This is a genomic window from Variovorax sp. PBL-E5, assembly GCF_901827185.1.
Taxonomy (GTDB): Bacteria; Pseudomonadota; Gammaproteobacteria; order Burkholderiales; family Burkholderiaceae_C; genus Variovorax.
On the sequence record NZ_LR594671.1, the window covers coordinates 718,473 to 731,109 of the forward strand.

At 66.0% G+C, this 12,637-nt stretch carries 10 protein-coding genes; 4 read left to right on the forward strand and 6 right to left on the reverse strand.

What is annotated here, in order from left to right; genetic code table 11:
• From WDLP6_RS03530 to gmd, 3 genes are read right to left on the reverse strand one after another with little or no spacing between them, the layout of a single operon-like run.
• A complete protein-coding gene (locus WDLP6_RS03530; RefSeq protein WP_162565817.1) occupies positions 1-633 on the reverse strand; it encodes an acetyltransferase in 633 nt (210 codons plus the stop codon).
• Complete coding sequence (locus WDLP6_RS03535) at positions 630-1,568, reverse strand: hypothetical protein (RefSeq protein ID WP_162591233.1); 939 nt, start codon at positions 1,566-1,568, stop codon at positions 630-632. Before WDLP6_RS03535 ends, WDLP6_RS03530 begins: the two co-directional genes overlap by 4 nt.
• Entirely contained in the window at positions 1,546-2,583 is a 1,038-nt protein-coding gene (gene gmd, locus WDLP6_RS03540) for a GDP-mannose 4,6-dehydratase (protein WP_162565819.1), read from the reverse strand. The genes WDLP6_RS03535 and gmd overlap by 23 nt, the downstream gene beginning before the upstream one ends.
• Positions 2,584-2,979: 396 nt before the next feature.
• Here gmd and WDLP6_RS03545 point away from each other — a divergent pair, with 396 nt between their 5' ends.
• Genes WDLP6_RS03545 through WDLP6_RS03560 form a run of 4 tightly spaced genes read left to right on the forward strand, consistent with a single transcriptional unit; the run spans position 2,980 to position 9,534 of the window.
• The gene (locus tag WDLP6_RS03545; protein ID WP_162591234.1) at positions 2,980-5,298 is read left to right on the forward strand and encodes a glycosyltransferase; all 2,319 of its coding nucleotides are present in this window, start codon (positions 2,980-2,982) and stop codon (positions 5,296-5,298) included.
• Between the two features lie 5 nt (positions 5,299-5,303).
• Positions 5,304-6,425 (forward strand): glycosyltransferase, encoded by a 1,122-nt coding sequence (locus WDLP6_RS03550; RefSeq protein WP_162591235.1) that lies wholly within the window; start codon positions 5,304-5,306, stop codon positions 6,423-6,425.
• A gap of 12 nt (positions 6,426-6,437) precedes the next feature.
• Positions 6,438-7,397 (forward strand): GDP-L-fucose synthase family protein, encoded by a 960-nt coding sequence (locus WDLP6_RS03555; RefSeq protein WP_162591236.1) that lies wholly within the window; start codon positions 6,438-6,440, stop codon positions 7,395-7,397.
• Complete coding sequence (locus WDLP6_RS03560) at positions 7,387-9,534, forward strand: glycosyltransferase family 4 protein (protein ID WP_162591237.1); 2,148 nt, start codon at positions 7,387-7,389, stop codon at positions 9,532-9,534. Before WDLP6_RS03555 ends, WDLP6_RS03560 begins: the two co-directional genes overlap by 11 nt.
• 6 nt (positions 9,535-9,540) lie before the next feature.
• On the opposite strand, the gene WDLP6_RS03565 is transcribed toward WDLP6_RS03560, so the two are convergent.
• The 3 genes from WDLP6_RS03565 to WDLP6_RS03575 are packed head-to-tail and all read right to left on the reverse strand — an operon-like array spanning position 9,541 to position 12,537.
• Entirely contained in the window at positions 9,541-10,257 is a 717-nt protein-coding gene (locus WDLP6_RS03565) for an ABC transporter ATP-binding protein (protein ID WP_162565824.1), read from the reverse strand.
• A gap of 2 nt (positions 10,258-10,259) precedes the next feature.
• Positions 10,260-11,063, reverse strand: a complete 804-nt coding sequence (locus WDLP6_RS03570) for an ABC transporter permease (RefSeq protein WP_162565825.1) — start codon at positions 11,061-11,063, stop codon at positions 10,260-10,262.
• Positions 11,064-11,118: 55 nt separating this feature from the next.
• Positions 11,119-12,537 carry a mannose-1-phosphate guanylyltransferase/mannose-6-phosphate isomerase gene (locus WDLP6_RS03575; protein ID WP_162565826.1) on the reverse strand — a complete coding sequence of 473 codons (1,419 nt, stop codon included), beginning with the start codon at positions 12,535-12,537 and terminating at the stop codon, positions 11,119-11,121.
• Positions 12,538-12,637: the final 100 nt, after the last annotated feature.

Below are 12,637 nucleotides of genomic sequence, written 5' to 3' on the forward strand. Positions count from 1 at the left end.
CTACCCTCTTCGGTTTATTTGTCTCGCAGGCACGCCGGCAACTCTGATGTTCGGCTCGATGTCCGAGATGATGATGGAACCTGCGCCTGCCACCACGTCGGGCCCGATGGACACGCCCGGAATGACCTTGCTGCCGATCCCCAGGAACGCGCGTGGGCCGACGGTGACGTTGCCTGCGAGTCCGCATTGCGGCGCGACATGCGCCGCCTCGCCGATGCGGCCATCGTGGTCGACGCTCGCCGACGTGTTGATGATCGCGAGGTCGGCGATCGTTGTGTCCGCGTTGACGACCGCGCCGGCCATGATCGCGATACCTTTGCCGAGCCGCACGGTCGGGGACAGCACGGCAGCCGGGCTGATGGCATTGACCAGTTCGTAGCCGAGTGCAGTCACCGACGCCGCCAGGCGCTGCCGGATCGCGTTGGCGCCGATCGCGACGAAGGCAAGGGCGTGGCCCTCCGCGCGCAGCCGGGCAAGGTGCTCGTCGCCGCGCAGCACCGGCACGTCCAGGCATCGGTCGCCGCTTTCGGCACCGCCGATGCAGCAGGCCACCGATACCCCCATGGCGCGCAGCAGTTCGATGCACACCTTGGCATGGCCACCCGCGCCAATGACGATGACATCCTGCCTCACAGCGCGCCTTGTGCCCGGCGCCAGGCATTTGCGCCCTCGCGGGCAAGGAGCAGGTTGTGCGGCAGCGCATCGTCCGCGCTGTGCATCGAGGCGTCCTGCAGGACACCGGATTCAGGGTCGATCGCCTTGGCGACAAGGCCCAGGTGTGCGAACACCCGTGGCCAGTCGGGATTCGAATGCCGTGCGTTGGGATGATGCGATGCATCGAAGGCGACGATCAGCGCCATGTGCGGGTTGCGGGACACGATCGATGCGATCTCGTCCAGCATGCCCTGTTCGAAACGCGCGGCATCGATCTTCAGCACCGCGATCGCGCCTTGCACCTCCGCATGGGCCCCGAATTCGGCGAACGTTCCGGCCGGCTGCAGCAGGTTTTGAATCAGGGCGCTGGTGGCGCGAGTTGCGAGGCGAGAGCGCAGCGCGTCCTGCGATGCCTTGAGTTCGCGCTTGACGCTCATGGTGTGCGCCGACAGCAGGCGTTCCGTCGCTTCCTGTTGGGCGCGTTTGTGCGTAGCCAGATCCTTGGCGATCTGCTGGCGAATCTGGTGGATCTCCGTGACCAGAGGCGCCATGAGATAGGCGCGGGTGCGGAACGCGAGGGGGCTGCCCACGGGGCGGAAGATCTTGTAGACCCCTCGCGCGAAGGGCTTGATCCAGCGCTTGATTCGCGCGCGAAAACCCTGGCCGCCAGCACCTGTGCCGGCCTGCGCCGCGCTGCCGGCCCGCAGGTGATGCGCCTGCGCGGAAATTGCCTTGGCTCTCGACGACAGCGCGACGCGGATGTCCACGCCGGTTCTTTCAGTGTTCTTCATGGTCTCCATCGAAACGCCTGTTGCGGCACAAAACATGAGACCCACCCGCGCGCCACCCTGGCCGCGGCTCCCCATCGATGCTGGCAACCCGAGCGACGCCCTAGAACGAACGCCCCTCGGCATTCCGGCGCAGATCGGCCTTCACCATCATCGCGCACAACTCTTCCAGCGTGGTCTTGGGCTCCCAGCCCAGCTTTTCCTTGGCCCGGGCCGGATTGCCGATCAGCAGATCCACTTCGGCCGGCCGATAGAACTTGGGATTGACGCTCACCAGGGTCTTGCCGGTCTTGACGTCGATGCCCACTTCGTTCTGTTCCGCGCCCTCGAAGCGAAGTTCGTAGCCCGCGGCCTTGAAGGCCATGTCGACGAATTCCCGAACCGTCTCGGTCCGGTTGGTGGCGAGCACGAAGCTGTCGGGCTCCTTGGCCTGCAGCATCATCCACATGCCTTCCACGTATTCCTTGGCAAAGCCCCAGTCGCGCTTGGAATCCAGATTGCCGAGTTCGAGCGCGTCGAGCTTGCCCAGCTTGATCTTCGCCACGCCATCGGTGATCTTGCGCGTCACGAACTCGCGTCCCCGCAGCGGGCTTTCGTGGTTGAACAGGATGCCGCTGCAGCCGAAGATGTCGTAGCTCTCGCGGTAGTTGATGGTCATCCAGTGCGCGAACAGCTTGGCGACGCCATAGGGGCTGCGGGGGTAGAAGGGCGTCTCCTCGACCTGCGGAATGGCCTGCACCTTGCCGAACATCTCGGAAGTGGAGGCTTGGTAAAAGCGGATCTTCGGATTGGTCAGGCGGATGGCCTCGAGCAGATGCAGCGCGCCCATGCCCGTGATCTGCGCCGTGGCGTCGGGTTGGTTGAAGCTGACGCCGACAAAGCTCTGGGCGGCGAGGTTGTACACCTCGTCGGGTACGGCCTCCTTCATCAGCGTCATCGAGCTGCCGAGGTCGGTGAGGTCGTACTCGATCAGATGCAGGTCAGGGTTGTCTTGTATACCCAGTTCCTCGATGCGCCAGAAATTGACCGAGCTGGTCCTGCGATAGGTGCCATAGACCACGTAGCCCTTGCTCAACAGGAGCTCGGCCAGATAGGCGCCATCCTGGCCGGTGATACCTGTGACTACTGCGCGTTTCTTCATGAAGACTTTCCGATAGGGACGAAGCGCCGCCTGCGCGACGCCGAACCCGGGGATTTTGCCTGAAGCGGGCAGGGTACTTTCACCCCGGGACCCTTGAAACGCGGCGCGGAGGCTGACAGACACCCGGATGGGCCACCGTAAAATCCGGTGGAATGCTTCTGGGGGAGCTCGTGCAGGTGCGTCAGTCCTTCGACGGGAGAGCGGCCTTCATGCGGCAATCCGTCGGACTGCGACCCGGTCCGAGCCGGAATGAGCCACAGCGCTTCATTCCTCACCGCTGGATACATTTTTTTCCATCCTTGTGGTTTGGCGCCTCACGTGGCGTCTCTTTCCCCATTTGGTGGACGCGCGCTCGGCTTCGATCCTCTATGCTTTTGAGATGACTATTTTTCGATGATGAGCGAATACAAACCACGGCTTGCGCTGGACATGTACGTGCTGGCCCAGGGCATCAAGACGGGCGTCTACCGGGTCTGCGACGAACTCTTTGCACGCCTGGCGGCGTCGCCGCGCTTCGATGTCCGCACGCTCATCCGGGAGGGCGACGAAGACCGTGCCGCCGAGTACATCGAAGCGAAGGGCCTGCGCGCCGATCGCGCCGCGAAGCCTGCTGATGCCGACATCCTCTTCTCGCCCTTCGGGGTGGCGCCGCGCCCATGGCTGGACGATGCGCAGCTGCTTCGGGCGCACCTCGTCTACGACCTGATCGCGATCCATCGGCCGGACTATTTCACCCCGGAGGCCTCGGCCGAGGTCCGCGGCATCATCGCCAGCCTGGACGAAGAAACCGTCATCTTCGCGATCTCCGAGCACACGCGGGAGGAACTGCTCGCCTATCGGCCGGACCTTCGCCCCGAGCAGGTCACCGTGATCCCGCTCGCCGCCGGCGCCTGGTTCAAGCCCTGCGAGGACCGCAGCGAAAAGGCCGCCGTACGCGCCAAGCACGGAATTCCTTCGGATGTTCCTTACGTCCTGAGCCTCGCGACGCTGGAGATCCGCAAGAACCTCGACCAGGTGGTGCGCGCCTTCGTCCGCTTTCTCGAGCTGAATCCGACCAGTGCCATGCGCCTGGTCCTGGCCGGCATGTCGGGCTGGAAGCTCGAGAAGTTGAACGAAGCCCTGGCCGCCGCGGGCACGTGGCGCAACCGGATCATCCTGACCGGCTTCGTCGAGGATGCCGAACTCTCGCCGCTCTACAGCGATGCGACCTGCTTCATCTACCTGTCGCGCTACGAAGGCTTCGGCCTGCCGCCGCTGGAGGCGATGGCCTGCGGTACGCCCGTGATCTGTGCCGACAACTCGTCGCTGCCCGAGGTCGTCGGCGATGCCGGCATCGCCGTGGATGCCGACGACGTGGAGGCGGCCGCGCAAGGCATCCAGCGCATCGCGGGCTCGGACCTGTTCAGGGACGAACTCTCTCGCAAGGGCCTCCGGAGAGCGCGGCTCTTCGATTGGGATCGCTGCGCGCAGATCGTGGCCGACACGCTCGCCGCCGCCTACGCGCGCCATGCCGCCCAGCCTTCCCATCATGAAGCCGGCTTCTCCGGTTACAAGAACGGTAGCAGGGGACCCGCCTTTGCCGCCTGCGGCCCGGCTGTGCCCGATCGGTGCGACGGCGCCTGGCCGCTCTGGCGCCATGGGTTGGCCGCCCCGTGCCCACCTCACCGGACGGAGGGCGGCTTGCGCATGCGAGGACAGCTGAAGCGAGGCACGCCGGACGAACCGCTGGTCAGCTATGTCACCATCGTGCGCAACAACGCGGCAACGCTGGCTCGAACCATCGAGAGCGTGCAGTTGCAGAGCTACGCGAACGTCGAGCACATCGTGCTGGATGGCGCGTCGACCGATGGCACGCTGGAACTCATCAAGCAGCATGCCGACCGGCTCGACTACTTTGCATCGGAACCCGATGGCGGGCTCTATGACGCGCTCAACAAGGTCATACCGCTGGCGCGCGGGCAACTGATCTGCGTTCTGAATTCGGACGACTGGCTGGAGCCGGATGCGGCGGAAATCGCGGCCCACCGGATGCGCGCGGAGAGTTCGCAGCCCGCCATGCTGCTGTCTGCCGCACTCGTGGAGGCCAGCGATGTCCTCCACCCGTGGCCGCCCGCATTCGTCCATCCGGGCAGCTACTTCACCTGCGCGCACGATTGCCACAATGCGATCTACGCGACCCGCGCGGCCTACGAACGCACGGGGCCCTACGACGCCTCCTACAAGATCGCGGCCGACTTCAAATGGATCATGGCGTGCCTGGACGCCGGCGTGAGATTCGTCTATTCGAAGGAGGCGACCGTCAACTACTCGCTGGGCGGCACATCGAGCGATACCGGCAGGCACAGCATCGAGTGCAAGCGGGTGGTGGCGGATCGCTTTCCCTGTCTCCTGCCCGCCGAGGTCGACGGCCTCTACGACTGCTTCTTTTCGCTGCCGGGCGTGGAGCTTGGCACCCGGTCCGATCGCACCGTCGATCACATTCACTTCCTGCAGGCCCTCTTCACGAAGTACAGCGACAAGCCCGAGCTGCTGAATGCCTTCGGCTGGGCATCCATCACGACGCTGAAGCATCCGCTCGACGCGCCGACGGTCGACACCGCCAGGGACGAATCCTCCATCGCGCGAGCCCTCAAGGACGCTGCCAAGAGCGTGCTGGGCAAGTATCCCTGGCTCTACGACGCTGCCGCAGGCGGGTATCGTCGATTGAAGGGGTGACCGGGATGGCTCGCATCGCCTATGTCGATCACTCCTTTCATCAAACCACGCTCTCGACCGCTTTCCTGCCGGACCTGCTGACGCGCCACGGCCATGCGGTCGACCATTTCTGGGACGAGGCCTGGCGCGGAGGCGCGCCGGTGCGCTTCGCGGACGTGGCATCGCACGATGCCGTGATCATGTTCCAGTCCTACTGCCCGCCGGAGGGCCGGTACTTCAGGCACAGGCATCCGAACGTCGTGTACGTGCCCATGCTCGATCAGTTCGGGTTCTGGAACGGACCGCACCACGACTTCTCCGGTTTCTGGGAGCCGTTCCAGGGTTCCAAGGTCCTGAATTTCTCCAATGCCGCGCATTGCATGACGCAGGCCTTCGGCATCGCCAGCCACTTCGTGCGCTACTACCAGCCTGCGCGCGAGCGGCCTCCGCCGCCGGCCGAAGGGCTGCATGGCTTCTTCTGGGTGCGCCGCGAACTGGAGCTGCCCTGGCGGTCGATTCGCAAGCTGATCGAAAACGAAGCATTCGACAGCTTCCATGTCCATCTGGCGACCGATCCGGGCACCCCGCCGCCGGAACCGCCGACGGCCGAGGACATCGCGAAGCACCACATCACCCTGTCGACATGGTTCGACGACAAGGCGGATCTCGAGGCCGTGCTCGACCGTGCCAACGTCTTCTTCGCGCCGCGCCCGGAAGAGGGCATCGGGCAGTCATTCCTCGAGGCGATGGGCCGCGGCCAATGCGTGGTGGCGCCCAACCAGGGCACGATGAACGAGTACATCGTGCCGGGGCTCAACGGGTTGCTCTACGACGTCCACGATCCGCGGCCGCTCGATTTCTCTGCGGCGGCCGAGCTGGGCGCGCGTGGCAGGGACAGTGCAGCCACGGGCCGTGCGCGCTGGGAGGCTGCAGAGGCCGAACTCGTGCGCTTCCTGCTGACGCCGAGCGAGGCGCTGTACCACGGGAAGTACCAGCATTCGTTCGCCGGTGTCGCAGCGCGGCAGGCGGTGCAGACGCCGGCCGTCGGCGGCCTGCGCGGCGCGGCGCAGCGCTATGCGGTCTTTCGTTGCACGCGATTCATCTGGCACCCGATGGTCCGCTGGATGCGGCAGCTCTCGGGGCACTGACGGAGGCTCTTCATGGAAACCAGGAAAGTATTCGTTGCCGGTCATTCGGGGCTCGTGGGTTCCGCCACGCTGCGTGCGTTGAGCGGCGATCCGCGCCTGCAGGTGCTGACCCGCACGCATGCCGAACTCGACCTCGAGGACCGCGGCGCGACCCGCGCGTTCCTCCTCGACGAGCGGCCCGATCACATCGTGATGTGCGCGGCCAAGGTGGGCGGCATCCTTGCCAACTCGAACGAGCCGGTCGACTTCCTGCACCGGAACCTGGGCATCCAGCTCAGCGTCTTCGACGCCGCCTACGAGGCGGGCGTCGATCGAATGATCTTTCTCGGCTCCTCGTGCATCTATCCCCGCGACTGTCCGCAGCCGATCAAGGAAGAATATCTGCTGACCGGGCCGCTGGAGGCCACCAATCGGCCCTATGCGCTGGCCAAGATCGCGGGTGTCGAGTCCTGCTGGGCATTCAACCGCCAGTACGGCCGCCGCTTTCTCGCCGTCATGCCGACCAACATGTACGGGCCGGGCGACAATTTTCACGCGCAGAACTCGCATGTCCTGCCGGCGCTCATCCGGCGCTTCCACGAGGCCAAGGTCCGGGGCGATCCGTCCGTGACGGTCTGGGGTTCCGGCACGCCGAGAAGAGAGTTCATGTTCTCCTCGGACATCGGCGATGCCATCGCTTTCCTGCTCGCGCTGCCGGATCCGCAGTTCACGCACCTGACGCGTCCCGAACAGGCGCCGTTGATCAACATCGGTGTGGGCGAAGACGTCACGATCCGCGAGGTGGCGGAACGCATCAGGGCGACGGTCGGGTACCGGGGCGAGCTGGCGTTCGACGCCAGCAAGCCCGACGGAACGCCGCGCAAGCTGCTCGACGTCAGCCGCATGTCCGAACTGGGGTGGAAAGCCTCGACGGACCTCGACACAGGCCTTCGAGCGGCCTACGCCGCCTATCTGCAGCACCATGCCTCATAGCCCGGTCGTCCGCTATGTGCTCAAGGCGGCGAAAGGGGCGTGGTGGCTGGCGACGCCATGGCGCCTGCGTGAGCGGCTCGCTTTCAGGCGAAGGCAGGCGATCGCCGCGGCCGGCACGGCCGAGCTGCGGCTGCTCGTTCGGCATGAGGAGGCACGCGCGGCCACGCGGCGGCGAGGCGAAGGCGTTGCGCCGGACCGCGTGCTCGATCTCTTCTCCGACGACGATGTGTCCGATGCCGCAGGCCTGCCTCTCGGCGCGCTGCTCTGGGCGCCGCTCTCGCCTGGCGACGTCCGCGACCCTGAGTCCGCGGCACGTTTTCTGATCGATCTCCGGCGCGGACGCGGTGATCTCCAGGCGCGCTGCCCGGGAGCGCCGATCGGCGGCAGCCCCGAGGCGCTCGGACTGTGGCTTCGGCGCGATGGCGCCACTGAGCTCGGTGAAGACGCCGCCAGGCACCTCGCCGATGCGCTGGACGCAGGCCCGGGCAAGAGGGCGCGCCAGGCCTATCTGGCGCACGAGCGCATCGGGTCCGTCCTGCCGCACGGCCTCACGCCGGCCGGCATGCGCCGCCTCTTTCGATGGTTCATGCGCACTGGCAGGGACGAATGCCAGCTTCGGCTGGAGGAGGTCTGGTGGCTGTTTCTCGACGCCGCGCACGATCCCGAGCGCGAACTGATGCTCGCCTACGCGTTCTCGCCGGCCTGGCAGCACGCGCATCCGGACGGAATGACCGTGTTCGGCCGGGATGCCTTCGCGCAATGGTTTCGCGCGGAGTACGGCGCCGCGGGCGCGTGGCTCGATCCTCTGCGGTGGCCGGACCTGCAGCCCCCGGCACAGCAGATTCGAAGCAGCTACGCCGTTCGCGCCGATTGGCAGGCGGCCCATCCCGAAGCATTCGACGGCGACCCCGGCCGCGCGCGCGCCTTGGTGGCCTGGCTGTCATCACCGAAGGCCGGGCTGCCCGAATCGGTTCGCGGCTGGTGTCGCCAGTTGGACGCGGCCGCGGTCGCCGCCGGACTGGGGCGTCCCGGGGCGAACGTGATCGGGCATTTCTGCTATCCCTCGGGCCTGCGCGTTTCCGTCGAATCCATGGTCGGCGCGATGCAGGCGGCGGGCGTGCCGACATCGTTGCGCGATGTGCTGACCGATTCGAGGGATGAACCCCGCCACGTCGAATACCGGGGATTGGAATGCCACGACGTGACCATCCTGCATACGCAGCCGGAGCCCTTTCTCGACCTGGCCTATGCGCGTGCCCACTTGTCGGAGCGGGTGCCGCGCAGCTACAGGATCGCGTACTGGTATTGGGAGTTCGATGCGATCCCCGACGCATGGATCGCGCATGCGAAAGACGTCGACGAAGTCTGGGCGGCCACGGAGTTCGTGGCACGCGGTCTGCGCGCGCGACTCCCGCTGCCGGTTCGGACGCTGTTCCCGGGCGTCAGGCTGGCGCCGTTCGGACGGCGCGGCAAGGCGCATTTCGGACTGCCCGAGAACACGTTCACGTTTCTCTTCACCTTCCACATGGTCAGCGTGATGGAGCGCAAGAATCCGCTCGGCCTCATCCGCGCCTTCAAGGCGGCTTTCACGGAAGGGGAGCCGGTGCGGCTGGTGCTGAAGACGTCCTTCAGCGACCGGTATCCGGCGGAGTTCAATGCATTGCGAAGCGCAGCCGCCGCGGCGGGCGCTGCGATCACGCTCATCGACGAGGTCTACACCCCCGACGAGGTCCTGTCGCTGATGGATGCCTGCGATGCCTATGTTTCGCTCCACCGCAGCGAAGGGCTTGGCCTGACGCTGGCCGAAGCGATGCTGATGGGCAAGCCCGTGATCGCCACCGCGTTCTCCGGCAACATGGACTTCATGGACGACGGCAACAGCTTGCTGGTCCCCTATGAACTCGTGAAGCTCGATGAGCCGATTCCGCCCTACGACGCGGGCCTGCAATGGGCCGAACCGTCGCTCGACCATGCGGCGCAGCTGATGCGTCGCCTCTACGAGAACCAGGCCTGGGCGCGCGAGCTCGGTGCGCGCGGCAAGGCCAGCGCCGAGGCCAACCTGTCGCTGCCGGCCGCGGGCCGCAGGATCGCCGCGCGGCTCGAAGAGATCAGGGCCTTGCGGCGCGTCCCGCGCTGACGCCGATCAGCCTTCGTTGATCCGCTGCTCCACGATCCGCCCGTGCTCCAGGTGGATCACCCGGTTGCATTCCTTGGCGATGAGGGCCGGCGAATGCGAGGCCAGCACCAGGATGCCGGACTTGGCGACCACGTCCTTCATCCGCTTCTCGGCCTTCTCGGTGAACTCGGCATCGCCGACCGACAGCCATTCGTCCATCAGCAGGATGTCGGCCTGCACACTGGTCGAGATCGAGAACGCCAGCCGCATCATCATCCCGGTGGAGTAGGTGCGCACCGGCATGTTGACGTACTCGCCGAGACCGCTGAACTCGCAGATCTCGGGGGTGAGCGCATCGATCTGCTTCTTGCTCATGCCCATCACGAGCCCGCGCAGCATGATGTTCTCGACGCCCGAGGCGTCCGCTTCGATGCCCAGCGAAGGGTCGATCAGGCTGGAGACCGTTCCTTCGCGCACGAACTCGCCCGAGGACGGCTCGTAGACACCGGCCAGCGCGCGCAGCAGCGTCGACTTGCCGGCGCCGTTGTGGCCGATCAGCCCGAGGCGGTCGCCGCTCTTCAACTCGAGGTTGATGTCGCTCAGCGCCTGCACCACGTTGACGCCGGTCTCCTTGCCGAAGCGCCCGCCCGTGACCGATGCCGCCAGTGTCTTCTTCAGCGAGGCGGCGCCGGCGCCGTAGATGGGGAAGTTGACCGAGACGTTCTTGAGGGAAATGAAAGCCATGTTTACAGCCAGTAGACGACGCGGCGGCGGTATTTCGCGAACAGGGCGGCCGACAGGCCCAGGCTCAGCGCCGTCCACACCAGGATGCCCCACCAGTTGTGGACTTCCGCCACGCCGCCCATCAGCGGCGTGCGCAGCAGGTCGAGCATTTCGGCGAAGGGGTTGTAGAGGATGTACTTGGCGCGCCCGGGCAAGGTGGACGGCAGCCAGAACACCGGCGTCAGGAACATCAGCATCTGCATCACGCTGGTCACGATCTGGGTCACGTCGCGAAAGCGCGTGCAGACCAGTCCGAGTGCGAGACCGATGGCTTGCGCATTGACCAGCACCAGCAGAAATGCCGGGATGAAGAGCAGCGCCGACCACGACAGCGTGATGCCGGCCCACAGCGCCACCGGCACGTACAGCACGATCTGGTGCGCGAACTGGATCAGGTTGCGCGCCATGCTGCGCCACACGAACAGGCTGATCGGGAAATAGCCCTGCTTGAGGTAGTTGGCCGAGCCGATGAAGGCGTTGCACGAGTCCGTCACCATGCTGGAGAAGAAGCTCCAGAAAATCAGGCCGAGCGCGAGGTGGGGAAAGAACTCGGACAGCTTGGTGCCGAACAGCGAGCTGTAGAGCGGCCCCATGCCGGCGATCATGACCCCCATGCTGAGCGTGAGCCACAGCGGGCCGAGCATCGAGCGGCGGTAGCGCAGCACGACGTCGAACCAGGCCAGCGTCCACCAGATGTCGGTGCGGCGGGTGCCTTCCCACCAGTCTGCCCACGCGCTGCGGCGAATGTTCGATTGCGCCTGGCTCATGGAGTACCTCCGCGCAGCAGCGCTTCGGTATTCGCCTTCGGAACGGCCGGGCGGCTCATACTCGCCCGTAGGTGTCGGCCAGACGCACGATGTCGTCTTCGCCGAGGTACCCACCGCACTGGACTTCGATGAGCACCAGCTCGTCCTTGCCGATGTTGGTCAAACGATGCTTCTCCTTGAGCGGGATGTAACGGTACTGGCCGGGCAGGGTTTCGTGCTCCACCTCGCCGACCTGCACGATCGCCTTGCCCTGCACCACCACCCAGTGCTCCGCACGCTGGTGGTGGTACTGCAGCGACAGCGACTCGCCCGGCTTGACCGTGATGCGCTTGACCTTGTAGCCGTCCTCTTCCTTGAGCGACGCGTAGGTGCCCCAGGGACGGTGGACCACGGCCGGCAGGTGCACGGTCTCGTGCTTGCGGGCCTTGAGCGTATCGACCACTTGCTTGACCTTCTGCGCGCTGTCCTTGTGGGCGACCAGCAGCGCATCGGGCGTGTCGACGATCACCAGGTCATGCACGCCCAGCGTGGCCACCATCTTCGGCCCGTGGCTGTGCACCTCGACATGGGTGCCGGTGGTGTCGATCGCGACCACGTCGCGCGGCATCGTGTTGCCGCTCGCGTCGGGCGTGTGCGCACGCGCGACGGAAGGCCAGGAACCGACATCGCTCCAGCTGAACTTGGCGGGCACCACGTGCACGTTGTCGGCGCGCTCCATCACCGCGTAGTCGATGCTGATGTCCGGTTGCAGGCCGAAGGCGTGCAGGTCGAACTGGACCGTGTCCTTGGTGCTCTGCGAGCTCTCCAGTGCACGGCGGGCGGCCGCCAGCAGCTCGGGCGCGCAGCGCTCGAAGGCCGAGACGATCGCGTCGGCCGTGAAGCAGAACATGCCGCTGTTCCAGTAATAGCGCCCCGTGGCCAGGTAGTCCTGCGCGGTCTGGAGATCGGGCTTCTCGACGAAGCGCTTGGCCGGCTGGCTGTCGCGCGAGACGTGCTCGACCTCGACGTAGCCGAAGCCGGTGTCCGGGCTGGTGGGGCTGATGCCGAAGACCACCAGCGCGCCCTTCTCGGCGAGCCGGAAGGCCTGGCTCGCGCTGGCCACGAAGGCGTCGACATTGGGCACCAGGTGATCGGCCGAGAGCACCAGCATCACCGTCTCGCCGCCGAACTTGCGGATGCATTCGAGCGCAGCCAGCGCGATCGCCGGACCCGTGTTGCGGCCCCGGGGCTCGAGCAGCAGGGTCGCTTCGGGCGGATCCGCCATCTGGCGCAGCACGTCCTTGGTGAGGAACAGGTGGTCCTTGTTGGTCACGACCATCAGGTCGCCCGTGCCGCAGGCCTGGCCGCGTTCGATGGCCTGCTGCAGCAGCGTCGAGCCTCCGAGCTTCATGAAAGGCTTGGGGAAGGCCTGCCGCGAGGCGGGCCAAAGGCGGGAGCCTGCGCCTCCGGAGAGCACAACTGAAAGCACGTGCATTTTTTTGAGGGTGTGAAGGGAGTGGATAATTTTACCGGCCCCGGTTCGGGGCCCCGCGACGATGCCCATGCCGCTTCAGGCACAGATGACCGACCATGCT

Bases quoted from the DNA above. Each gene is read 5' to 3' on its own strand.
- WDLP6_RS03545 (WP_162591234.1), top strand. From the start codon at position 2,980: ATGAGCGAATACAAACCACGGCTTGCGCTGGACATGTACGTGCTGGCC.
- WDLP6_RS03570 (WP_162565825.1), bottom strand. From the start codon at position 11,063: ATGAGCCAGGCGCAATCGAACATTCGCCGCAGCGCGTGGGCAGACTGG.
- WDLP6_RS03550 (WP_162591235.1), top strand. From the start codon at position 5,304: ATGGCTCGCATCGCCTATGTCGATCACTCCTTTCATCAAACCACGCTC.
- WDLP6_RS03565 (WP_162565824.1), bottom strand. From the start codon at position 10,257: ATGGCTTTCATTTCCCTCAAGAACGTCTCGGTCAACTTCCCCATCTAC.
- WDLP6_RS03555 (WP_162591236.1), top strand. From the start codon at position 6,438: ATGGAAACCAGGAAAGTATTCGTTGCCGGTCATTCGGGGCTCGTGGGT.
- WDLP6_RS03560 (WP_162591237.1), top strand. From the start codon at position 7,387: ATGCCTCATAGCCCGGTCGTCCGCTATGTGCTCAAGGCGGCGAAAGGG.
- WDLP6_RS03535 (WP_162591233.1), bottom strand. From the start codon at position 1,568: ATGCCGAGGGGCGTTCGTTCTAGGGCGTCGCTCGGGTTGCCAGCATCG.
- gmd (WP_162565819.1), bottom strand. From the start codon at position 2,583: ATGAAGAAACGCGCAGTAGTCACAGGTATCACCGGCCAGGATGGCGCC.
- WDLP6_RS03575 (WP_162565826.1), bottom strand. From the start codon at position 12,537: ATGCACGTGCTTTCAGTTGTGCTCTCCGGAGGCGCAGGCTCCCGCCTT.